The sequence below is a fragment of the Actinacidiphila oryziradicis genome (genome assembly GCF_005047355.1).
Classification (GTDB): Bacteria; Actinomycetota; Actinomycetes; order Streptomycetales; family Streptomycetaceae; genus Actinacidiphila; species Actinacidiphila oryziradicis.
This window is the reverse complement of record NZ_SUMC01000061.1, coordinates 22,025-44,019: the sequence shown is the minus strand read 5'-3', so window position 1 is coordinate 44,019 and position 21,995 is coordinate 22,025. Positions and strand designations below refer to the sequence as shown.

At 67.5% G+C, this 21,995-nt stretch carries 22 protein-coding genes and 4 pseudogenes; 12 read left to right on the top strand and 14 right to left on the bottom strand.

What is annotated here, in order from left to right; genetic code table 11:
* Window positions 1-10: 10 nt before the first annotated feature.
* From FCI23_RS38340 to FCI23_RS62605, 8 genes and pseudogenes are all read right to left on the bottom strand, one after another.
* Window positions 11-157: pseudogene (locus tag FCI23_RS38340) on the bottom strand (NF041680 family putative transposase); the annotation flags it as partial.
* A 78-nt stretch (window positions 158-235) separates the two neighbouring features.
* Window positions 236-652 (bottom strand): PIN domain nuclease, encoded by a 417-nt coding sequence (locus FCI23_RS38335; protein WP_136728784.1) that lies wholly within the window; start codon window positions 650-652, stop codon window positions 236-238.
* Window positions 649-864 carry a type II toxin-antitoxin system VapB family antitoxin gene (locus FCI23_RS38330; protein WP_136728783.1) on the bottom strand — a complete coding sequence of 72 codons (216 nt, stop codon included), beginning with the start codon at window positions 862-864 and terminating at the stop codon, window positions 649-651. The genes FCI23_RS38335 and FCI23_RS38330 overlap by 4 nt, the downstream gene beginning before the upstream one ends.
* 63 nt (window positions 865-927) lie before the next feature.
* A complete protein-coding gene (locus FCI23_RS60690; RefSeq protein WP_246144482.1) occupies window positions 928-1,242 on the bottom strand; it encodes a hypothetical protein in 315 nt (104 codons plus the stop codon).
* Between the two features lie 243 nt (window positions 1,243-1,485).
* Window positions 1,486-1,896 (bottom strand): VOC family protein, encoded by a 411-nt coding sequence (locus FCI23_RS38320; protein WP_136728796.1) that lies wholly within the window; start codon window positions 1,894-1,896, stop codon window positions 1,486-1,488.
* A 141-nt stretch (window positions 1,897-2,037) separates the two neighbouring features.
* A pseudogene (locus tag FCI23_RS63270) lies at window positions 2,038-2,274 on the bottom strand (alcohol dehydrogenase catalytic domain-containing protein); the annotation flags it as partial.
* A 289-nt stretch (window positions 2,275-2,563) separates the two neighbouring features.
* The gene (locus FCI23_RS38315) at window positions 2,564-2,956 is read right to left on the bottom strand and encodes a tautomerase family protein (RefSeq protein WP_136728782.1); all 393 of its coding nucleotides are present in this window, start codon (window positions 2,954-2,956) and stop codon (window positions 2,564-2,566) included.
* 81 nt (window positions 2,957-3,037) lie between these two features.
* Window positions 3,038-3,172, bottom strand: coding sequence for a hypothetical protein (locus FCI23_RS62605; RefSeq protein WP_265737799.1), 135 nt, complete (start codon window positions 3,170-3,172; stop codon window positions 3,038-3,040).
* 997 nt (window positions 3,173-4,169) lie between these two features.
* Here FCI23_RS62605 and FCI23_RS38310 point away from each other — a divergent pair.
* Window positions 4,170-5,831: an NAD-dependent malic enzyme gene (locus FCI23_RS38310; protein WP_136728781.1), complete on the top strand. Its 1,662-nt coding sequence runs from the start codon at window positions 4,170-4,172 to the stop codon at window positions 5,829-5,831.
* Window positions 5,831-7,297, top strand: coding sequence for a class II fumarate hydratase (fumC, locus tag FCI23_RS38305; RefSeq protein ID WP_136728780.1), 1,467 nt, complete (start codon window positions 5,831-5,833; stop codon window positions 7,295-7,297). Before FCI23_RS38310 ends, fumC begins: the two co-directional genes overlap by 1 nt.
* Before the next feature lie 322 nt (window positions 7,298-7,619).
* On the opposite strand, the gene FCI23_RS38300 is transcribed toward fumC, so the two are convergent.
* Window positions 7,620-8,123, bottom strand: a complete 504-nt coding sequence (locus FCI23_RS38300) for a hypothetical protein (RefSeq protein ID WP_136728779.1) — start codon at window positions 8,121-8,123, stop codon at window positions 7,620-7,622.
* Between the two features lie 745 nt (window positions 8,124-8,868).
* Between FCI23_RS38300 and FCI23_RS38295 the strand changes: the two genes are divergently transcribed.
* Window positions 8,869-9,564, top strand: coding sequence for an NAD(P)-dependent alcohol dehydrogenase (locus FCI23_RS38295; RefSeq protein WP_246144481.1), 696 nt, complete (start codon window positions 8,869-8,871; stop codon window positions 9,562-9,564).
* A gap of 426 nt (window positions 9,565-9,990) precedes the next feature.
* Window positions 9,991-11,697: a carbohydrate binding domain-containing protein gene (locus tag FCI23_RS38290; protein ID WP_136728778.1), complete on the top strand. Its 1,707-nt coding sequence runs from the start codon at window positions 9,991-9,993 to the stop codon at window positions 11,695-11,697.
* Between the two features lie 344 nt (window positions 11,698-12,041).
* Here the strand turns inward: FCI23_RS38290 and FCI23_RS62600 are convergent, their stop codons facing one another.
* The gene (locus FCI23_RS62600; protein ID WP_265737800.1) at window positions 12,042-12,164 is read right to left on the bottom strand and encodes a hypothetical protein; all 123 of its coding nucleotides are present in this window, start codon (window positions 12,162-12,164) and stop codon (window positions 12,042-12,044) included.
* Window positions 12,165-12,479: 315 nt separating this feature from the next.
* Here FCI23_RS62600 and FCI23_RS38280 point away from each other — a divergent pair, with 315 nt between their 5' ends.
* The 3 genes from FCI23_RS38280 to FCI23_RS38270 all read left to right on the top strand — a co-directional run bounded on the left by FCI23_RS38280 (window position 12,480) and on the right by FCI23_RS38270 (window position 14,412).
* On the top strand, window positions 12,480-13,487 hold the full coding sequence (locus tag FCI23_RS38280; protein WP_169317115.1) for a LysR family transcriptional regulator: 1,008 nt from the start codon (window positions 12,480-12,482) through the stop codon (window positions 13,485-13,487).
* Window positions 13,488-13,642: 155 nt separating this feature from the next.
* A complete protein-coding gene (locus FCI23_RS38275) occupies window positions 13,643-14,110 on the top strand; it encodes a hypothetical protein (protein WP_246144480.1) in 468 nt (155 codons plus the stop codon).
* On the top strand, window positions 14,107-14,412 hold the full coding sequence (locus FCI23_RS38270; protein ID WP_136728776.1) for a hypothetical protein: 306 nt from the start codon (window positions 14,107-14,109) through the stop codon (window positions 14,410-14,412). The genes FCI23_RS38275 and FCI23_RS38270 overlap by 4 nt, the downstream gene beginning before the upstream one ends.
* A 14-nt stretch (window positions 14,413-14,426) precedes the next feature.
* Here the strand turns inward: FCI23_RS38270 and FCI23_RS38265 are convergent, their stop codons facing one another.
* Together FCI23_RS38265 and FCI23_RS38260 are read right to left on the bottom strand one after the other, a co-directional pair.
* The gene (locus tag FCI23_RS38265) at window positions 14,427-16,022 is read right to left on the bottom strand and encodes a solute symporter family protein (RefSeq protein ID WP_136728775.1); all 1,596 of its coding nucleotides are present in this window, start codon (window positions 16,020-16,022) and stop codon (window positions 14,427-14,429) included.
* Window positions 16,019-16,411: a DUF485 domain-containing protein gene (locus tag FCI23_RS38260; RefSeq protein WP_136728774.1), complete on the bottom strand. Its 393-nt coding sequence runs from the start codon at window positions 16,409-16,411 to the stop codon at window positions 16,019-16,021. Before FCI23_RS38260 ends, FCI23_RS38265 begins: the two co-directional genes overlap by 4 nt.
* Window positions 16,412-17,233: 822 nt before the next feature.
* Between FCI23_RS38260 and FCI23_RS38255 the strand changes: the two genes are divergently transcribed.
* The 5 genes and pseudogenes from FCI23_RS38255 to FCI23_RS38235 form a co-directional block, all read left to right on the top strand.
* On the top strand, window positions 17,234-19,774 hold the full coding sequence (locus FCI23_RS38255; RefSeq protein WP_136728773.1) for a sensor histidine kinase: 2,541 nt from the start codon (window positions 17,234-17,236) through the stop codon (window positions 19,772-19,774).
* The gene (locus FCI23_RS38250) at window positions 19,771-20,205 is read left to right on the top strand and encodes a roadblock/LC7 domain-containing protein (RefSeq protein ID WP_136728772.1); all 435 of its coding nucleotides are present in this window, start codon (window positions 19,771-19,773) and stop codon (window positions 20,203-20,205) included. The genes FCI23_RS38255 and FCI23_RS38250 overlap by 4 nt, the downstream gene beginning before the upstream one ends.
* A gap of 16 nt (window positions 20,206-20,221) precedes the next feature.
* Window positions 20,222-20,818, top strand: coding sequence for a DUF742 domain-containing protein (locus FCI23_RS38245; protein WP_211265647.1), 597 nt, complete (start codon window positions 20,222-20,224; stop codon window positions 20,816-20,818).
* Between the two features lie 247 nt (window positions 20,819-21,065).
* Window positions 21,066-21,257, top strand: a pseudogene (locus tag FCI23_RS38240) (HEAT repeat domain-containing protein); the annotation flags it as partial.
* 6 nt (window positions 21,258-21,263) lie between these two features.
* Window positions 21,264-21,395: pseudogene (locus tag FCI23_RS38235) on the top strand (MerR family DNA-binding transcriptional regulator); the annotation flags it as partial.
* On the opposite strand, the gene FCI23_RS57050 reads toward FCI23_RS38235, so the two are convergent.
* Complete coding sequence (locus FCI23_RS57050; protein WP_169317112.1) at window positions 21,345-21,770, bottom strand: hypothetical protein; 426 nt, start codon at window positions 21,768-21,770, stop codon at window positions 21,345-21,347. The pseudogene FCI23_RS38235 and the gene FCI23_RS57050 sit on opposite strands and share 51 nt — an antisense overlap.
* Window positions 21,767-21,991, bottom strand: a complete 225-nt coding sequence (locus FCI23_RS57045) for a hypothetical protein (protein ID WP_169317111.1) — start codon at window positions 21,989-21,991, stop codon at window positions 21,767-21,769. The genes FCI23_RS57050 and FCI23_RS57045 overlap by 4 nt, the downstream gene beginning before the upstream one ends.
* Window positions 21,992-21,995 lie beyond the last annotated feature (4 nt).

Sequence of the window (21,995 nt, the reverse complement as noted above, 5' to 3'; positions counted from 1 at the left end):
CGCTCCCCCCTGCCCGGGCCAGCGGCAGCGAGGCCGGCAGGCGGCGGAAGCGGGTGGGCTCCAGCCAGCCGGCGTTGAGCGCGTCGTACATCGCGCCGTGCCCGCGCCGGTGCTCAGCCGCCAACGTCAGCTCCACCAACGACCGCACCGGCCCGTCCGTTGACCACCCGGGACGGTGCGCCGGCCCGCAGCGGGTCGAGCAGCAGAGCGGTGAGACCAGCGGTGCGGAAGCGTGTCAGTCGGCCGTTCCGGCAGGGACCACCCAGCGCATCGGCTGGCCGGTCACGCTCGCGATCATGTCGTAGTCGCCGTCGTAGTGCAGGACCGTCGCGCCACTGCGCTCGGCCGTCGCGGCGATGACCAGGTCCGAGACCGACAGAGCTTTCCAGTTCCCGGCAGCGATCAGCCGCGTCTGCACGTCCAGCGCACGGTCCCAGGCCTCATCGGGCGTCGGGAGCCAGTCGAAGCCCCGCATCTCGTCGCGGATACGTTCCGCGTCCGTCTTGGACCGGGCGCTGTGCAGGACCTCCAGTTCGACAGCCCCGCACACGGCGAGCAGGCCCGCGTTGTGGAGTGGGTCGATCACAGCGCGGACAGCCGGCTTTGGGTAGCGGGCAAGGGCGGACTTGTCGATGAGGTAGCGGTCGCTCATGCGGCCTGGTGCGGGTCGTCAGCCGTCTCGACCGGGCCGGTCAGGTCGGGCAGCCCGCCTTCCGCGAGCCAGCCCAGGAACGACGCACGCTTCCGGCGCTTGATCGCATCCTCCAGAGCTGCATTCACCGTGGCGACCTTCGTCGTGGTACCGAAGATCTCGGCCGCCTCGGCGAGCATCTCATCGTTGACGTCAATGACGGTTCGTGCCATATGTCCTCCTCGATCCAGTGCATCGCGACACGACCACGATATCAAAATCTACGGCAGCCGATATCAGATATCGACGGGTCGCCGCTCATCGCCCACACAGCGAACGAGCCGCCAGCCGCCCGTCAACCTCGGCTCCCCACCTGAGGCATGAACAGGTAAATAAACGCCAAAACCACCATGACCGGCGTATAACCGCGTGCCGCCCTTCGCGGCGCCGGGTGCGGCGGCGAGCAGCTGCCGGGCCAGCGCGTCCGCCTGCTCGGGGCCGACGGCCACCAGGCGGGTCGTCCCGGACCGTACATCCGCGCCGTGCGGCAGCCACTTCGTCCAGTCCCAGTCGGCGAGCCGGTCGGGGTCGGTGAACACCGCCAGCGTCACGCCGCGGGCCCGCTGCCCGTCACGGCCTGGCAGAGCAGCGACCGGGCTACGGCAAGGCAGGCCCGCCGGTCGCCCTCGAACCCCACCGCATCGCCCGCCGAGACGCCGACCTCCACCGGTACCTGCGGCAGTACGGACCGCGCGCTCAGGATCGCCGCCGCCTCCGGTGCCGGCTCGCAGTCCCTGCCGTCCAGCGGCGGCGACCAGGGCAGGCCCGCCGAGCCGAATCGATGACCGGACGGCTCAGCGAAGCTCCTGGATGCGGACCAGGTTGCCCGCGGGATCGCGGAAGGCGCAGTCGCGGATGCCGTACGGCTGCTCGGTCGGCTCCTGGACGACCTCGGCGTCCCCGGCCTGCACCTTCTCGAAAGTGCCGTCGAGGTCCCGGGTGGCCAGCAGGATCCAGCCGTAGGTGCCCTTGGCCATCATCTCGACGATGGTGCGGCGCTCGTCCTCGGTGACCCCAGGGTCGGCGGCCGGCGGCGCCAGGAGGATGGACGTGCCGGGCTGGCCGACGGGGCCGACCGTGATCCAGCGCATCTTGCCCTGTCCGACGTCGCTCCGGACCTCGAAGCCGAGGGCGTCGCGGTAGAAAGCCAGGGACGCGTCCGGGTCGTCATGCGGGAGGAAGCTCGTGTGAATGGTGATGTCCATGACGATCAGGCTATGTGCGGCTCCGTGACCCGCGCTTCTCGATTCCACCGGGGCGCGTTCGACGAGGCCCGCGTACGCCGTGCGGAAGCCGATGGGAAAGCCGCCGGCCTCTTCGTCCGTCATGCCGGCCGGAATACGGATGGCCGATCCCTCACGCAGATACGCGTACTCGGCGTACCCGCCCCATCCCTCCAAGAACCCGGTGATGCCGGTCACTTGGTCGCCAACTGCGAACCGCGAGCCTGGCGGCACGGCGACGACCTCCCCCGCCGCTTCTTCCGCCAGGCCGAAGGGAGGTTCCCCGAGCAGCGGGAAATGGCCTGCCGCCATCATCACGTCGGGGAACCCGGCACCCGCGGTCCGCACCCGGATCAGCACCTGCCCGGGCGAGGGCTCGCCGCCGGCTCCCAGTGATCGCTCCGGAGGCTCTCTCGGGTCGCCGACCGCTCGTTCGGACCTACTCGAATCAGCTGCCTGGCCTTACAGGTTCTGATCGTCGGCCCGCCACGGGGAGCGGGAAGAGCGGCGAGCCGCGCGATCACGCAGATCTAGCGGTCTTGGCAGGTAAGCCACCGGATGCATACGGGATCTTCCAAACTAGAGCAGCCGTCTTGCTGGCACCGCAAGGCAGCGAGCCGACGACAACGGCGTGGATCACGCCGAACGCTCAGTGCAGCTCTCCGGTCAGGAACTGAGCTCGGCCCGACCCGAAGGACCAGTCCTCGTCATCGTTCTCGGTCACCGAGACGATCAGATCGGCCGGGTCGAGACCGCAGTCGCGTCGCAGCCGCTCGGCCAGCAGCGCGTAAAGCCTCTCCTTCTGCGCACGGCTGCGCCTGCGGCTGACCACGTGGATTATTACCATCCGGTCGGACCGATTGATGCCCAGACCGGTGTCGAGTGCAACGATCTCGCTGGCGGGGTGGCTCCGCACGACCTGGTACCGGTCTCGCTCGGGCACTCCGAACGCCTCCACCGTGGCCGCGTGCGCTGTGTCGAGCAGCGCTTTGATCTCACCAGGTGTTCGGCCCTCGATGACGTCGAAATACAGCAGTGGCATGGCCTTTCCTTCCGGGTCTGATGACCGGTGGGGGGGTCGTGGAGGCGCTGCGTGGACCAGGGCTCGGCCAGGGGTTGACGGTCAGCCAGTGGCGGCGGGAGCGGGCTGGGCGGCGAAGAAGGCCAGGGGCGCGGCGAGGAACTCCTCGGTGCGTTCCAGGCCCACCGCGTGGCTGGAGCCCGGCCCGGTGAAGATCTTCGACGATCCGCTCGGCACCTTGCGGCACTGCCACGGCGGGGCCGCCAAGCTGAGGCCGCCGCTTCGCCGGTAGACCGGGCGCCGTCATTTCGAGCCCCCTACCGACAGGCGCGCACCGCTTGGGGTGCCACTGTCGTGGTCATGGTGGGTTCCTTCGATCTCTCGGAGCCCGGCTCATTCGGCATGCGAGCTAGGGCCTGTCCGGCCGATCTCCGCGGCGTCGCGTGCCCTGGCACCAGCGCTCGCGGCGTTGTCATCAGTCGACGACTCTCCCCCAGACTCCGTCCGGGAGGTGCCCCCACCAAGCTCTCGGCTCCGCTCGAGCAGGGGGGACCCCCATCGCGTCGTCTCCCTCCTCCGCCTTGCGATCACAGGCGCCAGACCCCGCTCCTTCTCCCACGGAGATCGGCCGGACAGGCCCTAGTCGCGGCCGTCTTCTGACCCGAAAGACGGCCCAGGCTCACCAGCGCTCTCTGCGCACACCGGCAACACAACGCCAATTTGGAGTCGTTTCACGGACGTCGAATCGTGACCCGAAGATCAAGATCTGTTCACGGGCCGCGCACCCAGCAAGAAAAGCGTAGCAAAAAAGGGTTGCGTGCATGTCGAAAAACAGTCTCTGAAAGGAAGCCCCATCGCCACGGCAACCACGAAGGATACCCCCGCGCGCCGCAGGCTGCTTCGCGACGCACGCTATCGTGGACCACTTGGGACGGAAGCCGTACCGGCATGAAGTCGACGGCGATGATGCCGTGGGCCTGTGTGGTGAGGAACCGACGCCATGTCGGACTGAAGCGCTGCGGGACGAGGGCGATGCCGGCGGCGACAGGTTCCCCAGAAACCCGGGGAACCTGCAAGTCAGGGCCAGAATCGTATTTCAGAGCGGCATGCCGTTTCAGGCCACCAACGGGGCGGATGAGTGCGGATTTCTCCAGTGGCGCCGTTGGGGGGAGCTGGTGGAACATGGCAATGCGGGGGCTGGAACCGATGGAGTCATGCACGTGGAGGAGCTCTCATGCCTATGCATATGCCTCCTGTCCTGCTGGATCCGCTGACCAATCGCGGTACCGCTTTCACGGCTGAGGAGCGTGAGCGCCTCGGACTGGTGGGCCGGCTGCCCGACGCCGTGCTCACCCTTGACCAGCAGGCGATTCGTGCCTATGAGCAGTTGCGGGAAGAGCCGACCGCTCTGGCGAAGTTCATCAACCTCGAGGAATTGCACGACCGCAATGAGGTGCTGTACTACCGGCTGCTACAAGATCACCTGGCCGAGTTGCTGCCGGTCGTCTACGACCCGACCGTAGGTGAGGCGATCAAGCGGTACAGCCACGAGTACCGGCGCCCCCGCGGGGTGTTCTTGTCCATCGACCGGCCGCACGATGTGCGCCGCTCCTTCGAGGCACTTCAACTCCACCCCGATGAGGTCGACCTGGTGGTGGTCACCGACGCCGAGGAGATCCTGGGCATCGGCGACTGGGGTGTGCAGGGCATCCAGATCTCGGTGGGCAAGCTCGCCGTCTACACCGCTGCGGCCGGACTTCACCCCGGCCGCTGCCTGCCGGTGGTCATGGACGTCGGCACTGACAACGAGAACCTGCTGAACGACCCTCTCTACCTGGGCGTGCGCCACACCCGGGAACGCGGGAAGCGCTACGACACCTTCATCGAGTCCTACCTGGAGACGGTCTCGGACCTGTATCCGAACGCGCTGCTGCATTTCGAGGACTTCGGGCCGGGCAACGCCCGCCGCATCCTGGAGACCTACGGGGATCGCTATCGCATGTTCAACGACGACATGCAGGGCACCGGGGCGATCACCCTGGCCGCCGCGGTGTCGGCCTTGAAGATCACCGGCGTGCCGTTCCGTGACCAGCGCGTGATCATTTTCGGTGCCGGCACGGCCGGGGTGGGCATTGCCGACCAGCTGCGCGACGCCATGGTCCGTGACGGCCTGGACTCCAAGGAAGCCACCCGTCGGGTGTGGCTGGTCGACAAGCAGGGGCTGCTGCTGGAGGGCATGCCGGACCTACGCGACTACCAAGCGCCCTACGCACGGCCCGCCGCGGAGGTGCAGGGCTGGGCGGACGGAAAGATCGACCTGCTGACCACCGTCCGGCATGTCCACCCCACCATACTGATCGGCACCTCGACCTCGCCGGGCGCCTTCGACAAGGACGTGGTCACCGCGATGGCCGAGCACGTCGAGCGGCCCGTCATCTTCCCGCTGTCCAACCCCACCGAGAAGATCGAGGCCATGCCCGCTGACCTGCTGGCCTGGACCGACGGCAAGGCATTGACGGCGACAGGCATCCCGGTCGACCCGGTCGAATACGGAGGGGTCCGCCACGTCATCGGACAGGCCAACAACGCGCTGCTCTACCCCGGCCTCGGCCTGGGCACCGTCGTCGCCGGCGCCGAACGGCTCACCGCCGCAATGCTGCTCGCCGCCGCCGAGGCGGTGGCCGGGCAGGTCGACGCCCGCGCCCCCGGCGCGCCCCTGCTGCCCCCGGTGGCGAACCTGCGCGCCTCCTCGGCGACGGTAGCGGTGGCGGTCGTGCGCGCGGCCATCCAGGACAAGGTCGCCACCCGCCGGCCGGACGATGTCGTCCAGGCCGTGCAGGACGCCATGTGGCAGCCGGTCTACGGGCCGCTGCCCGATGAGCAGGGGCCGTCCTGATGGCCGCCAAGCACGCGCACACCGATGTCGAGCCGCCGCCGACGGTGCAGGAGGTGCCCATCGGCATCGACGCGAAGGGCAGCCGTACTGAATCGGACTCGATGGGCGCCATCGAGGTGCCAGCCGACCGCTACTGGGGCGCCCAGACCCAGCGGTCCCTGATCCACTTCTCCATCGGGGACGACCGCATGCCCAAGGCCGTCTACCACGCGTACGGTTACGTCAAGAAGGCCGCCGCGCTGGTCAACGGCCGCGAGGGCCGTCTGCCCGGTTGGAAGGCCGACTTGATCGCCCGTGTCGCCGACGAGGTGATCTCCGGCGCGTTGGACGACCACTTCCCGCTGTACGTGTGGCAGACCGGGTCCGGCACACAGAGCAACATGAACGTCAACGAGGTCATCAGCAACCGGGCGATCCAGCTGGTCGGCGGCACACTGGGGTCCAAGACACCCATCCACCCCAACGACCACGTCAACATGGGCCAGTCCTCCAACGACACCTTCCCCACCGCGATGCACATCGCCGCCGTCCGCCAGATCCACGAGTACCTGCTCCCGAAGGTGAGGGACCTGCAACATGCCGTGGAAGCCAAGTCCCAAGCGTGGCGGGACATCATCAAGATCGGCCGCACTCACTTGGAGGACGCCGTCCCGCTGTCCGTAGGCCAGGAGTGGTCCGGCTACGCCGCCCAGATCTCCGACGCCATCGACCGCATCGAGGCAACCCTGCCGGGTCTGTACGAGCTGGCCGTAGGAGGGACCGCGGTCGGCACCGGTCTCAACGCTCCCGAGGGCTTCGGCGTTCAGATGGCGCAGGAGATCGCAGAGCTAACCGGCCACCCGTTCCGCAAGGCCCCCAACTCCTTTGCCGCCCTTGGCAGCCTGGATGCCATGGTGGCGGCTTCGGCCGGCCTGAGAGGTCTCGCCGTGCCGCTGATGAAGACTGCCAACGACATCCGCTGGCTCGCCTCCGGCCCGCGGTGCGGCATCGGCGAACTGGCCCTGCCCGCCAACGAACCGGGCAGCTCCATCATGCCCGGCAAGGTCAACCCGACCCAGTGCGAAGCGATGGTCATGGTGTGCATCCAAGTCCTGGCCGAGGACAGCGCCATCGCCTTCGCCGGCAGCCAGGGCAACTTCGAACTCAACGCCATGCGGCCCGTCATCATCAACAACTTCCTGCACTCCGCGCGGATCCTGGCCGACGCCTGCGAGAAGATGCGTACCTACTGCATCGAAGGCACCGAACTGCATCGCCGGCAGATCGACGAGTACCTCTCCCGCTCCCTGATGCTCGTCACCGCGCTCTCGCCGGAAATCGGCTACGACAAAGCAAGCCGGATCGCACACAAGGCTGACGACGAGGGGACCACCCTGCGCGAAGCCGCCCTCGCCACCGGCTACATCACCGAAAAGGACTTCGACCGCATCGTCGACCCCAAGAAAATGGTCCACCTCGACCACTGAGCCCGTAACGCTCCGGAATGGCTCGCGCTCGTTCGGGTGCGGCCGGGCCGGTCGGCTCCGGGCGCGCGGGCAGCGGTGCGGGCGCAGCTGCCACAGGGACCACGGGCGCGGGTTCGTCACATGACACATCCGGTGCGCTGGAGAGGATGGCGGTCACGGCCCGCTCGGCGAGGTGCCCGGCAGGGGGTTCCACGAATCGGCCCTCGACTGAGGCGGGCAGCGGCGAGGGCCGACCGCGGTGTGCGGTCGGCCCTCGCCGCCGGTCAGGGGAAAGCCTTCCGGTTGGTGGGGGTGCGGGCGGACGTGTCCGTTCCTCCGTGAGCTAGGAGCAGAAAACTCCGTTTCCGGGCGTTCCAAGGTAGGTATCAAAGTGTCCCTGCCCCGCAACGTTCATCGTGCCGATAATGCAGCCTCGGGGAGTGACGCCATCCCACTCATGGCTGGTGGAGGTGGGACCGGTGATGTTGTACCAGCCGGTGGCGTTTCCGGAGCTGCCGTCCGTGTGCTCCCAACCGAGCTGGACCGAGATGGTTCCAGGCGTGGTCTTGTAGTACGTGGTGCGCACGCCCGTCCAGTTACCCCAGGAGTCGGTGACGATCTGCACGCACAGACGGTTGGCGTTGGTGCCGGGGGAGAAATACCAGCACCGTTGCTCGGTAAGCGCTGCGGGGCTGAGCTGCTTGCTGGATACAGAGGCAGAGGCGATGCTCTGCTTGGCCGTCGGCGAGTTGGGGACGGCCTGAGCAGCGGATGCCGAGGTAGCGATCAATCCGGCCATTGCAACGGCCAGGGACATCGCCCCGAATGCACGGCGCTTTGTGATCATAGAATTCCTCCATGTGAGCAGCTGTTGACGGGCACGGACGACGGTTCCAGTTAAGGGATTGTCTGTCTGCCCAGTAATTGGAGACGTTCCTGTCCCATAAAGGGGGGACACGTGCTGTCCATAAATCGCTGACGTGCGCTTTCGGCATCACCAGAGAGCACCATGCGAACGCCGGCCCCCCAGACACCCCGAGCACCCCTCACGCCACCCGTCACCACGCGGATGAGGTTTTCGGCAAGGGCAACACCGAGAGCCGGATGTCCCGTCTGTCCGAGCCTTCGACGATCTGCGCGCCCTCTCCGCGACCGCCCTACCGACGAAGGCATGCCCCGAAAGCTGATACCGCCCCGCCCGCGGTCACCGATCGTCGCGACTGGACCGCGTCACGAATGCAACTTCAAGGCCTAGGTGTACTGAGCACACACGTTGGTGACACGCCGGTCAGAAGGCACGGCCGCGCTTTTTCGGATCCAGACGGCCACGCCGTGACTCCGCCTGCCAGCCTGTGGCCCCGCTCACGAATCGCCCGCATCACCCGCATCACCCGCATCACCCGGGAACTCGGCCAGCTCGCGTCGGGGATCGTCGGTGATGTCCAGGGGGGTGTCCGTCACGGCGCCAGTACGCCGCGGGCGCGGCTTGTGAGGGTGGGTCTGGCAGTCCCAGGAAAAGGCGAACGACCGTGATGTCGCGAGCGGGGTCCAGGATCGGATCCACGACAGCCACCCACGGAAGGGACAGCGACATGAAGGCCGCTCAGATCACGAGTTACGGGGCATCGGACGTCCTGCGGGTCAACGACGTCGACCGCCCCGCTCCCGGCGCGGGTGAGGTCTTGGTGTCGGTCGAGGCATCCAGCGTGAACGGGCACGATGTGATCGTCCGCGCCGGGGAGTTGAAGATGGTGTCGGGACGCCGCTTCCCGATCGGTGCGGGGCTGGACTTCGCGGGCGCCGTCGTCGCGACCGGCGCTGATGTCGAGGGTTACCAGGCCGGGGATCGGGTGTGGGGCATGGTGCATCCCCGGCAGCGGCACCTCACCGGTGGGGCGGCCGAGTACGTGGTGGTCCCCATGGACCGTATCGCGCACGCCCCGGCGGGCATCTCGTCGGTCGACGCGGCCTCCCTGGTCGTCGCGGGCGCGACGGCGCTGATCGCGCTGCGGGACACCGTGCACCTCGCGAGTGGGGAACGGGTCCTGGTCCGGGGCGCGGCGGGCGGAGTCGGCACAGCCGCCGTACAACTGGCACACGCGCTGGGCTGCCATGTGACCGCGCTGGCCCGCGACCGCCACGCCAACTTGCTCACCGACCTCGGTGCCGACGAGGTCCTGGACTACGGCTCCACCACCTCGGACGGGATCGGACCGTTCGACGTCGGCAGCCAACCTGCGCACCGACCGGACCGACAAGTAGCGCCTCACCCCTCACCGGCAGCATGATGATCGAAACGATCACGGCCCTCGGCTGCCGAGGGGTGCACCTGCGCTGGATGCGGTGCTCCGAGGGAGCCCCCTCTTCCGCGTGCCGGACGTTCCAAGCTCCGCTCGGCAGCATGCCGTGCGGAGCTGACGGCGTGCCTGGTCCCCGCGCTGTGGCGCCGTATCCGTGCACGGCGCCGGGCAAAGCGCCGGTGCCCACGTGGATGGCGTGCACGGTAGCCAGCCCTTCTCGACGAACGTCAAGCGATCAATGTCCGCCTACGATCACTGACCGCAGCGCGACCCCTTGGACTCAATCATTTAGTTGGTCTAGTCCTCTTGACGTGGAGGCACACGGCCTGTTTGGTATGTACCAACGCCAGGCCTGAGCGGCACCACTCTCCAGTACCCCCACGCCCGACGGGCATCCCCGAAAGGTGTCATGTCATGTACCTGGCAAGATTTGCCGCTTCCGCCTGCGCTCTCGCGCTCGCGACCGCTGGCGCGGTCGCCGCTCTGGCCCCCACCAGCAGCGCCGCAGCGAGCAGCGTCTACTCCGTAGCCCCCTACGTCGACATGTCGAACAGCCAGGAAGGTCTGCTCGACACCGCCATCACCGGACACCATCTCAAGGCCTACACAGCGGCCTTCGTCCTCGGCGAAGGCTGCAACCAGATCTGGGGCGACACCCTCCCCATCGGCGCCGACTCCTACACCGACCCCGAGATCGCCAAGGCGAAGTCCGAGGGCGCCTCGGTCATCATCTCCTCCGGCGGTGCGAGCGGCGAGGCGCTCGCCTGGACCTGCTCCACCCAGAGCAGCATCGACGCCGGATACCAGGCCATCATCAACGACTACGGCGTCACCCAGCTCGACTTCGACATCGAAGGCGCCGCCATCGCGGACACCGCCGCCGCAGCCCGCCAGATGCAGGCGATGAAGGACCTCAAGGCGTCCAACCCCGGCCTGCAGTTCTCCATGACCCTTCCGGTGCTGACCAGTGGGCTGACCAACGACGGCGTCAACATCCTCAAGGCCGCGAAGAACGCGGGTATCAGGATCGACGTGGTCAACATCATGGCCATGGACTACTACGCGGGCACGGGCACAGAGATGGGCCAGGGCGCGCTCTCCGCCGCCAGGGCCACGCTGGCACAGATGCAGTCCGTCGATTCCGGCTACACCTACGCCAACCTCGGGATCACCCCGATGATCGGCAAGAACGACGACGGTTCCACCTTCACCCTGGCGGATGCCCAGACAGTGGAGAGTTTCGCCGCGCAGAACGGTGTCGGGCGGCTGGCGTTCTGGTCGGTCAACCGGGACCAGCCGTGCAGCGGCAGCGCCAACTCACTGTCCACATGCAGCGAGATCAGCCAGAGCAGCCTCGCGTTCACGGACGCTTTCGTGCCCTACCAGGGTGGCGGGGGCGGCGGCACGACCAGTGACTTCTCGCTGTCCCTGTCGCCGGGCTCCGCGTCGGCCGCTCAGGGCGGCTCCGCCACCGCGACCGTCTCCACGGCCGTAACCTCCGGCAGCGCCGAGTCCGTCAGCCTCTCCGCCTCCGGCGCGCCCTCCGGCGTCAGTGTCTCCTTCAGCCCCGCTTCCGTCACTTCCGGCGGCAGCTCGACCCTGACGGCGGCGGTCGGCTCGGCCGTAGCCGCGGGCACCTACCCGATCACCGTCACCGGCACCGCCTCCACCGGCAGCCACAGCGCGACCTACACGCTCACCGTCACCACCACCAGCGGCGGCGGGGGCGGAGGCGGCGGGGGCTCGCTGGCCAACGCCGGCTTCGAAACCGGCAGCCTCAGCCCCTGGACCTGCACGGGCGGCAGCACCGTGGTCTCCAGCCCGGTCCACTCCGGCAGCCACGCCCTCCAGGTCACCCCCAGCTCCAACAGCACCGGTGAATGCGACCAGACCGTCACCCTGTCCCCCAACCACAGCTACACGCTCACCAGCTGGGTTCAGGGCCCCTACGCCTACATCGGCGTCAGCGGCGGCGCCACCACCAGCGTCTGGTCCAACAGCGCGAGTTGGAACCAGTTGACGGTCACCTTCACCACCGGCAGCAGCGGAGCCGTCACCGTCTACGTCCACGGCTGGTACAGCCAAGCCAACGTCTATGCCGACGACTTCACCCTCAGCTAGGCATCAACCGCCCAACCGCGCGTGCGGCGCACCGCCCCCACCGGACGTAGCGCCGCACGCACCGCCGCCCGGCAGCCAGCCTCGATGTCTCACCCCGGCGCTCAAAGCGATGGCGTTCTGTCATCGCAGCGAAAGGGTGCCCCGCGGCCCGAATCCACCTGAGATCCGCCAAAGGTCTCCAGCGCGGACTGCCGGGCCGCAACCGCGCGTCCACCAAGCAGGACCAACCGGATGGTGCGGTTCTGCGAGCCGTGAACGGTGTCCCCCCGCTCAGCGCAGACCGTCGTCGATCTCGGCTTCCGCGGACGGAAGCCGGGGAGCGGCGCTCTCAACGGTTCCCTGGGTCAGTTCCAGACATTTACAGTGAGGGTCAGGTCGGTGCCCGGCGCGGAGTGCGGGCCGGGGCAGGAGACGGTGATCTGGGCGGTGCCGGTGCGGACGTCTACGCCCGGCACTACAACCAGCATCGCCCGCACCAGGCTCGAGGGCAGCTCCCTCCCCTTGTCGCGGAGCACCCGGTGCCCTTGGGCGACCCTGCCACTGACCGCCTCCTACGCACACGAGTGCTCGGCGGCGTCGTCAACGAGTACAGATACACGGCGTGACCAGCAGCGATGCGCTTCTGAACAGCACAGGTCGTTCCGCGCCCCGTGTGGCCCCGCCGGATATCCGGCGGGGCCCGGGGCCCCCGTTTCACCTGCAGACACGATTCTGCACCGAACCGCTGCCCCCAGATGCCTCACGACCATCACCCTTTGTGGTTGATCGATAGCCTGATACTTATGACTCAGGATGAAGTCAAAAGCGGCTCGTTCCCCCTGGCGAGCCTGGGCGTACGCCGTGACCCCAGCACTCACCAGCTGCGACTGTTCCTGGTACTGGCACAGGAGTTGCACTTCGGCCGCGCAGCCACGCGGCTGTTCATGACACAGCCCGCGTTCAGCCAGCAGATCCGGGCACTGGAACGAATTCTGAGCCTGGACCTGGTCGACCGTACAAGCCGTAAAGTCGCCCTGACCCCAGCTGGTCAGGCACTGATCGCAGACGCCCGCAGCGTAGTGGAGGCATCTGACCAACTACGGCGGACTGCCGACTTCCAGGCGCGCACCATGGCAGGATATGTCACGATCGGCTCGGTCGAAGCCGTCACCGCGATGTCGCCGATACCCCAGGTGCTGGAGGACATACGAGCACGCTACCCACAGCTCGATATCCGGATACGCCGGCTGAGTTTCGCCGAATTCACCGACGCGATCCTTCAGGGTGACGTCGACGCCGCATTCGTGTTCCTCCCGGTGCCGGAGGGGATCCAGGTCCAGCCCCTGGACACAGGGCCACGGTGCGCCGCGATGGCCAGCAACGACCCTCTTGCCTCCCAGCCGACTCTGACGCTGGACCAACTCTCGGACCGGCCGTGCATAGGCTGGTCTCCGCAGATCCCGAAGGTGTGGCGCAACTTCTGGTCCGCCGACCCGCGCCCAGACGGCAGCCCGGCACGCTACAGCCCCCATGCGGTACGCGACTACGACAGCGCCCTGCCGCTTATCGCCCTCGGCGAAGGCATCCAGCTACCACCGGACACCGCACGCCACCTGTACCCGCGACCTGGAGTGACCTACGTCGACGTCACCGGCCTCCCGCCCTGGACCACAGCCCTCGCCTGGCTGCCGAAAAACCGCGACACGCCCATCGTCACCACACTCCGCCAGACCGCACGGACGGCGACGCTGGGCCACCGCCACCTTCCCCCCAGTGCCCGGAAGGACACTGTCAACTTGGCTGACAGTTGAGATGGTCTTCGGGCTGTTCGTCGTCGGGAGGAGCTTGTTGTGGATGCGGTGTCTCCGTCGTACAGGGGCTATCGCTACCCGGCGAAGATCACCAGCTGGTCTACTCCGGTGGCGGCACCAGCGGAGGCGGCACCGCGGCGGCCACCCTTGGCGCCGTGACTGCCACCGGTGACTTCACCGACACCACCACCTGCGGCAGCACCCTGGCCGTGGGGGCCTCCTGCACCGCGCTCGGTGAGCTCGTGCCGGCAGTCGGAGCAGCAGTGAGTGCGTACGGCGTCGGCGTGTTGACCAGGGCCGAGGACGAGGCGGCCGGGGCGACGGTACGGCTCGGGCAGCGGCTGCTCGCCCGGATCCTGCAACGGACCGGCGATCGCACGCCGATTGGAGCTGCGGTCACTGACCTGGCGGAGGCCATAGAGGATCCCGATGCGATGGCCGCGCCGCGACTCCAGATCAAGAAACTGCTGACGGGCGACCCGGAACTCGCCATTGAACTATCGGCGTTGCTCCCGGAGCGTTCCCCCGTTCAAGCGACTGGTATGCGCAGCGTCGCCGTAGGCGGAGACAATCCCGGGATCGCCTCCACGGGCGACGGTGCGACGAACATCCAAGGCCGATGAGCGCCGGGGCGGGTTCGCAGAAGGCGTCGGACCACCCGTCGCGGAAGATTGATCAGCCCGTCGGCGACCGGTCGATCGTGGTCCACGGCGACATTAAGGGCATTGCGAGCACCGGCGACTACGCGTTCAACGTCGTCTACGCCGAGGGCGGCTTCGCCGAGACCCTCAGCGTGCTGGAACTCCCGCTGCGCACGCCCCCAGTACCGCCGGCGCCGGCCGGGCCCGACCCGGTCGGCCGCGAGGAGCTCGTGGAACGGGTTCTCGGGCAGCTAACCGACGGTGTTGCACGACGTGGGACATGACCTGCCGCAGTCGGCTACCGATGGGCCCCGATCCCGGTCAGCGCACGAACTTCCATCTCGGCGTGCTTGTCCGGATCTGCGGGGTGCCTGCTGAACACGGTGCCGAGGTATCCGCACACGAAGGAGAGCGGAATCGACACGACGCCCGGATTGGTGAGCGGGAACCAGTGGAAGTCGACGCTCGTGATGATCGACGTGGGGGTACCCGAGACCACCGGCGAGAAGAGGATGAGCACGAGGCTGGACACCAGACCGCCGTAGATGCTCCACAGCGTTCCCGAGGTGTTGAAGCGTTTCCAGTACAGCGTGTAGAGCATCGTGGGCAGGTTGGCGGACGCGGCGAGCGCCAGGGCCAGCGACACGAGGAAGGCGACGTTCTGACCGTCGGCCACGATGCCGCCGATGATGGCCAGGAAACCGATCACGATCGCTGTCAGGCGGGCGACCCGTATCTCGGACCGGGGATCGGCCTTCCCGCGTCGTATCACGTTGGCGTAGACGTCATGGGCAAAGGAAGCCGAAGCGGCCAGGGTCAGACCGGCCACGACCGCCAGGATCGTCGCGAAGGCCACCGCCGAGACGATTCCCAGGAGCACAACTCCACCGATACGGAAGGCGAGCAGAGGCGCTGCGGAGTTCTCCCCGCCCGGGGCGTGAACAATAGCGTCGGAACCGACCAGGGCCGTGGCGCTGTAACCGACGACCAGGATTCCCAGGTAGAACGTGAACATCGACCAGGAGCACCAGACCACCGAGCTGCGTGCCTCCTTGGCGCTGGGCACGGTGTAGAAGCGCATCAGCACGTGCGGCAGGCTGGAGATGCCGAGAACCAGCGACAGAGCCAGCGAGACGAAGTCGAGTTGGCTCGTCGCGTCCGTGCCGTACGAGCTGCCCGGCTGAAGCAGTCGTTCGCCCAACGGGCTGTTCTGCGTGGCCTGTTCCAGGAGCGCGGAGAAGTTGAATCCGAACTTGCCAATGAGGAACACGCTGATGAAGGTCACACAGACCAGGAGCAGACCGGCTTTGATGATCTGCACCCAGGTGGTGCCCTTCATCCCGCCAACCAGGACGTAGAGGACCATGACGATCCCCACGCCCGTGATGAGGAGCGCCTGCCCGCCCCTGGTGTGCACGTTCAGCAGCAAGGCGATCAGCCCACCGGCGCCGGCCATCTGGGCGAGCATGTAGAAGAACGTGATCACCAGGGTGGCGTTGGCCGCCGCGGCCCGCACCGGGCGCTGCCTCATACGGAAGGCCATCACGTCACCCATGGTGAATCGCCCGGTGTTGCGCACTCTCTCGCCGATGAGCAGGAGGGCGACCAGCCAGGCGACGAGCCATCCGACGGAGTAGAGGAATCCGTCGTAGCCATGGACCGCGATCGCCCCGGAAATACCCAGGAAGGAAGCAGCAGAGAGGAAGTCGCCGGACATCGCGATGCCGTTCTGCATACCGGTGAAGGCGCTGCCCGCGGCGTAGTAGTCGGCCGTCGTCTGATTTCTGTTGGTGACCTTGTATACGACGAGCAGAGTAATGAAGACAAATATCAGGAACACGCTCAGATTGAGCGTGGGACTACCGGTCGCTGGGACCGCGAGCTGCGATGTCATTCCTTGCCGACTCCTGCCAGTTCGTTGATCCTCTGCACCTCCGGATCAAGCTTCTTCCGGGCGAAACGCTGGTACGTCAGGACGATCGCGATGGTGGACGCGAACTGCATCAGGCCCAGGACAGTGCCGGTGTTGATTTCGCCTACCAGCTTGTGACTCATGAACGCGTGGGCGTAGGCGGACAGAAGAGCGAACGCCATGTACCAGAAGAAAAAGGCCGCGCTCATCGGAAAGACGAACAGCCGAAGCCGTCTGCGCAGCCGCAAGAACTCCGGGCTCTGCTGAATCGCGCGGTAGTCAGGCTCGGCTTCGTCACGGGGGTCGCTGAACTCCCGTCCGGCAGGCCGCTCGGAAGTTTCGGCGGTGGGCGACCATACCGGTTTGGTCACGTTCCCCTCCTGGGGTATTCGGGCAGGACGGCCAACTGGTGCTCCTGGGGCGAGAGATGGGAAGGGGTGAGCCGTGGCCCGTTGAGCGGTGGAAAGTCTAGTGAGATGCCGCACGCCGTCAAACAACTCCCCCACCACTACTCACACGGTGCGCACAAAATGTACATGACACCCTTGATGTGCCCACGAGTTCTGCGCCACTTGACCACTTGAGGCCTTGGGCGGTTATGAATTGAAGGAGGCTTGGTCTTCTATTTGTTGATTATTTACCATCTTGGGCATTTGGGCGCGCGGTGCCGCTCGTCGGCCCGCCAAGTAAGGCGAACCTGCGAGTGAGGGATTGCTCGTCGATGCCCGGGGTGGAGTGGGGGCAGCTTGTTACCGTTCCGTTGGCTGCCCTAAACTCGCCCGCGCTACCCAGTACTTGACGAGCAGACTCATAATGGGCGGGGATCGGGTCGGACCCGAGAAGGGGGAGGTGGAGCAATCAATGGATTTCCTGGGGCGCACCCCCACGTCGCCTGGTAGGCTGGGAACCCCCTGGCTGAGCCTTCCCTTAGCTCTTGAGATGCTTCTCCACCGGCCGGGCGTATGCCCGCTCCTGGGTTCGCGCACCGTGGCGTGACCGCGGGTAGTTGCGCCATCTCGCCGGCATCGCCCTTTGCTGCCGGGCATTCCACATCCTGTTCAGGGGAAACCCAGGAGAAACGGCACCGTGATAGGTCCCTGTGAGCAAGCTGTTCCGACTGCGGAGTTCAGCTCGTGACCGCGGCGAGGCACGCGGCCGCGCGGCCGGTTCGGCCATCGTGGTGGGCCCCGCTCGTGCAGTGGCGGAACTGGCGGCTGCTGGTGAAGCTGGCGGCGGTGCTGATCGTGCCGGCCTTGCTCGCCGTCGCCCTGGGCGTCGTGCAGATCCAGGGCGACGTCGCACGCGCCAACTCCTACGCGGACATGCAACGGCTGGTCAAGATGCGTGGCGAGCTGCGGACTCTGCTGGAAGCCCTGCAGATGGAACGCACGATGTCCGTCGAACGGCTGGGCGACAGCGTTCCCCTTGATCCCTCCGCTCTGCGGCAGCAGACGCGGCGCGTCGACAGTGCCCAGACCGCTGTCACGAGCACCAGGAACCAGGAAGTCTCCCTTGCGGGTGTTGCGGGGAATCGCTACCGGGACGCCGCCAGCCTCCTGACCCGCCTGCCCGCTCTGCGCGCGCAGGTGGCGTCCGGCCACATCGCTTCCTGGACCGCGCTCAACGACTACAGCACGATCATCAATGGGCTGCTCAATCTGGGCCAAGCACTCTTCAGCCCGTTCAGCGTTCCCCAACTGTCCAGGTCGGCAACCACGTTGTACGACCTGGAGGCCGCCGAGGAGCAGATCCACCTCCAGCACGTGATTCTGCTGCAAGCAGTCGGCCGGGGCCATTCGATGACCCCGACGCTCATCAGGGCCCTGCAGGAGTCCGACGTCCGCCTGCGGGACAGGCTTGGTGACTTCCGGACCGTGGCCATCCCCACGGAGCTGGGCGACTACCAGCGGACGGTCACCGGCTCGGCCGTCAGCCGGCGTGCACAAGCGGTGAGCGCCGCGCTGGCTGTGCCCCCCGGGTCGGGTGTACAGCAGAATGCCACCACCTCGCTGCCGATCTCGGTCGAGAAGTGGAACCACGACTCCGAAAACACCGGAATGCTCGTCGACAAGGTGGCAGACGACCTCACCGGCACGTTGCGCACAACGTCGGCCAAGCTGCAGGACCAGTCGAGCAACCGCGCAGGCGTGGCGTCCGTGATCGTCTTCGCAGTACTGCTGCTCGCCCTTGCCATCGGTTTCGCGATCGGCCGGCATCTGCTGCGGTCGCTGACCGTCCTGCGGACGACGGCACTCGATGTGGCGGAGCACCGGCTGCCCGCCGCAGTCGTGAGCATTCGCGAGGGGCAGGTGGCGGACGCCGCGGTCGACGTCGTGCCGGTCCACACCACAGAGGAGTTCGGCCAGCTCGCCAGGGCGTTCGACACGGTGCACTTTCAGGCCGTGCGCCTGGCAGCGGAGCAGGCCGGGCTGCGCGGCGACCTCAGGAACACCCTGGTCAACCTCTCCCGGCGCAGCCAGAGCCTGGTGGACCGCCTGCTGCTGCTGATGGAACAGCTCGAGCGGCGCGAAGAAGACCCGGACCAACTGGCCAGCCTCTTCACGCTCGATCACCTGGCGACACGTATGCGGCGCAACAACGAGAACATGATGGTCCTGTGCGGCAGCACGCTGGTGCGCTCATCCCATCAGCGTGTGGCGCTGGACACTGTGCTGAGGGGTGCTGTCTCCGAGATCGAGCGCTACCAGCGCGTACTCGTTCAGCCCAGCCCTCCCGTCGACGTGATCGGGTACGCAGCCGGAGACCTGGGGCGGCTTGTCGCCGAACTGCTCGACAACGCCACCGCGTTCTCCCCGCCGCACACCCAGGTGATCATCGGCGGTACCCGGGAGTCCGACGGCTCGGTACTGATCGAGATCCAGGACGAGGGAATCGGGATGAGCGAGAGCGACCTGGCCATGGCCAACCAGCGCGTGGCGGCGGAAGCCGCCACGGATACGCCCGCGTCCCGGCAGCTGGGACTGTTCGTGGTCGGTCGCCTGGCCAATCGGCACGGCATCGCCGTCAACCTGAGCTCGCAGCCGGGCCGCAGGGGACTGCGGGCCCGGGTTCGTATATCGGCCACGCTGGTCAACGCGCAGGCGCCGACCCACACAGACCAGCAGGGCACCATGGCCGAACGGCCGACTGCTGCCAGGATTCCGGGGCGGGCGAGCGGCGGCCGGATGGACGACGGTAAGACACCATCTCGCCCGCCGCGGCCGTTCGCCGGCACTGCCCAAAGGCCCGCCCCGGCCGGCGAGGGCGCCCCTCGGGAGCCCGTCGGCCTGCCGTGGTTCGCGGAGGCCGCATCAGCATCGGCAACGGCAACGGCCGCCCCCAGCGCCGGGAACGCCGCGGACACCCCGGTGCCGCCCGCCGCGGCGGTGAAGCCCGCACCTGTCCCGTCGTCCTCGCCCAAGCCCCCCGGCGACCGGGAACCGACAACGGACCGACCGGCGCCCGCGCCTGCTGTCCGACACCCGGCCGGGCGAGCTGCGCAGGAGCCCGACGGGCCGACCGACCTCACACAGGCCGGATTGCCCAGAAGGCTTCCGCCTACGCGATCCGCTCCACCGGCCTGGGCTGAGCGGTCCCCCGCCGGGGACGGGGCAACTGCGGGCTTGGTCGCTGGCCGCGCCCACAGCTTCCTCAGCAGCTACCAGGCGGGCCTCCGTCGGGCGCGACCCGACCAGACACAGAATCCATCGGCGACGGGCAGGAAGAAGCCATGACATCACCCCACTCCGGGGAGGTGAGCCAGTTCGGATGGCTGGTCACCAACTTCACCGAGCGAGTTCCCAATGTGGCGCACATCGTGGTGATCTCAGCCGACGGACTGCTGCTCACCGCATCAGACCGGCTGGCAGACGAACGTGCCGAGCAACTCTCCACCATCGCGGCCGGTGCCATCAGCCTGATCCATGCCGCTGCCCGCTGTATTGATACCGGAGACGTGCTGAGCACGGTGATCCAGATGGAGCACGGCAACTTGCTGATGATGTCGATCCGAGACGGCTCGTGCCTGGTCGCCCTGGCAGCTCCGGACTGCGAAATCGGCCAGATCGCCTACGAGATGTCCGTGCTCGTCGACCAGGTCGGCGAGATGCTGACTCCGGAGCTCCGTACCGAGCTGCAGCAATCCCGGCAGACCGCCGCCCGATAGCGCGGACGAGAAGAACATGAGCACCGGTGGAGGCCCGTCCGGGCCTCGGAGAGATCAGGATGCGGACGACGAACAGACCTTCGCCGACGTGCTCAACGCGTTCAGTTTCGGCGACGCGCGACGCAGGCGAAAGGCGTCCGGTACTCGTGACACGCCGCAGGACATGGCGCACCACGAGCAGGAGGAAGCCTCGCCGGCGCCTGCCGACGAGTCTTTCGGGCAGGCGCCCGCGGTGGACGACCAGCCGGCCACCTGGGAACCCGGGAACGCCGAGCGGGGAGCACCAGCCGCATCCGTCCGCGCCTACGTGTGGACGGGCGGCCGGACCAGGTCGCGCCATCACTTCGAGATCGAGACCCTGGTCACCGCTGCCGAACCGAGCAGCAGCGCTGTCACGCAGCCACACCGCACGGTGCTCGGGCTGTGCCGGGAACCGAGGTCGGTGGCCGAGGTGGCGGCGCTGCTCGCGATGCCGCTCGGGGTGGCCATGGTCATCCTCGGTGACATGGCGGATCGCGGAATGATCGTTGTCCACGGGGCGGCGACCGGCGAAGGCGGCGCCCCGAGCCCCACGCTGATGGAGAGGGTGCTGATCGGACTGCGTCAGCTCTGATGAGCCTGTCCTTACCCACGTGGCGTCGCCGGGTGTGTCTCGTCAACGAGTTACACCGTTGCCTCAACGGCGTGGGTTCCCTGTCAAGTCGACAGACAGGAGGACGGGACCCCTGGTAGTCCCTGTGGTGTCAACGCCCATGACGGTCGGGTCGGATCGCTGGTATACCGACTTCGGCGTATTAGGGTCCGTCTGGTCTGTCGAGAACGAGCCCGTCCCGGCGAGGAATCCACCGAGGATGCCGTGGCGGTGCTGCAACGCCTTGAGCCGCCTGATTTTGCCAACTCTGCGCGCTGCGATGACGGATCTCGACCCTCGCGTGCACGCGCACGCGATCGCCACGGAACGGCTGTTGCGCGACCCGGATGCCGGATTCGAGTTCGCGATCGAGGAGGCGAAGCGCGTCGTAGCCCTCGGCAGGACCAGCCAGGAGGGGTGATAGGCAGTGTTGATCGGCGATGTGGCACGACGGTCCGGGGTCAGCGCCCGCATGCTCAGGCATTACGACTCGCTCGGCCTGGTGCGGTCAACGGGTCGTACCGACGCTGGCTATCGAGAGTACTCCAGCGAGGACATCGGACTGGCTCTTCTCCGTGCCGTCCGGACCCACGTAGCGGGCAGGATCAGGCGCAGCAAGTGGCCGCAGGGGCCTTGTGGTCTCGGTGGTGCCGGTTGGTACCCACGGGTCAGGGAAGGGCAGTGGCGGGGCCTGGGGCGCGGGGGTGGGGGTGCAGGTGCAGGGCATCGTCTCCAGGTACCAGTCTCCGTGTCGTGGGCAGCCCTGCCCGCCGGGGTCGGGTTGCCCTGGCTGCGCGGGGGCCTGGTTGGAGCCATAGCAGTAGACGCGCAGCGGCGGCTGGGAGTCGTGCGGGGCGAGGGTGCCGTCCCGCAGGGGTACGACGCGGTTGCAGGAGGCGCAGTGGCCGTACAGGATCTCGGCGGTGTCGCTCACGTGGTCTTCCTCGGGGCCTTGGGCTTGTACTCGGCGATGGGGGCGCAGGTCCACAGCGGCGGGGCGCTGTGAGTGATGGGCGGGGGGACGATCCCCACCCCGCCCGACCACTGGCTCCGGCGTCTGTCCCGCAGGGCACGCCCGGCCATGACCCCAAGGTCGGCTGAGGCGCTCAGATCGATCCAAGGCGAGCGGGGGGTCAGAGTGTCACGGCTAGGCATGGGC

Excerpts from the sequence above, each read along its gene's own strand:
- FCI23_RS38335 (WP_136728784.1), bottom strand. The coding sequence starts at position 652 with ATGAGCGACCGCTACCTCATCGACAAGTCCGCCCTTGCCCGCTACCCA.
- FCI23_RS38330 (WP_136728783.1), bottom strand. The coding sequence starts at position 864 with ATGGCACGAACCGTCATTGACGTCAACGATGAGATGCTCGCCGAGGCG.
- FCI23_RS38320 (WP_136728796.1), bottom strand. The coding sequence starts at position 1,896 with ATGGACATCACCATTCACACGAGCTTCCTCCCGCATGACGACCCGGAC.
- FCI23_RS38315 (WP_136728782.1), bottom strand. The coding sequence starts at position 2,956 with ATGCCACTGCTGTATTTCGACGTCATCGAGGGCCGAACACCTGGTGAG.
- FCI23_RS38310 (WP_136728781.1), top strand. The coding sequence starts at position 4,170 with ATGCCTATGCATATGCCTCCTGTCCTGCTGGATCCGCTGACCAATCGC.
- fumC (WP_136728780.1), top strand. The coding sequence starts at position 5,831 with ATGGCCGCCAAGCACGCGCACACCGATGTCGAGCCGCCGCCGACGGTG.
- FCI23_RS38300 (WP_136728779.1), bottom strand. The coding sequence starts at position 8,123 with ATGATCACAAAGCGCCGTGCATTCGGGGCGATGTCCCTGGCCGTTGCA.
- FCI23_RS38295 (WP_246144481.1), top strand. The coding sequence starts at position 8,869 with ATGAAGGCCGCTCAGATCACGAGTTACGGGGCATCGGACGTCCTGCGG.
- FCI23_RS38290 (WP_136728778.1), top strand. The coding sequence starts at position 9,991 with ATGTACCTGGCAAGATTTGCCGCTTCCGCCTGCGCTCTCGCGCTCGCG.
- FCI23_RS62600 (WP_265737800.1), bottom strand. The coding sequence starts at position 12,164 with ATGCTGGTTGTAGTGCCGGGCGTAGACGTCCGCACCGGCACCGCCCAG.
- FCI23_RS38280 (WP_169317115.1), top strand. The coding sequence starts at position 12,480 with ATGACTCAGGATGAAGTCAAAAGCGGCTCGTTCCCCCTGGCGAGCCTG.
- FCI23_RS38270 (WP_136728776.1), top strand. The coding sequence starts at position 14,107 with ATGAGCGCCGGGGCGGGTTCGCAGAAGGCGTCGGACCACCCGTCGCGG.
- FCI23_RS38265 (WP_136728775.1), bottom strand. The coding sequence starts at position 16,022 with ATGACATCGCAGCTCGCGGTCCCAGCGACCGGTAGTCCCACGCTCAAT.
- FCI23_RS38250 (WP_136728772.1), top strand. The coding sequence starts at position 19,771 with ATGACATCACCCCACTCCGGGGAGGTGAGCCAGTTCGGATGGCTGGTC.
- FCI23_RS38245 (WP_211265647.1), top strand. The coding sequence starts at position 20,222 with ATGAGCACCGGTGGAGGCCCGTCCGGGCCTCGGAGAGATCAGGATGCG.
- FCI23_RS57045 (WP_169317111.1), bottom strand. The coding sequence starts at position 21,991 with ATGCCTAGCCGTGACACTCTGACCCCCCGCTCGCCTTGGATCGATCTG.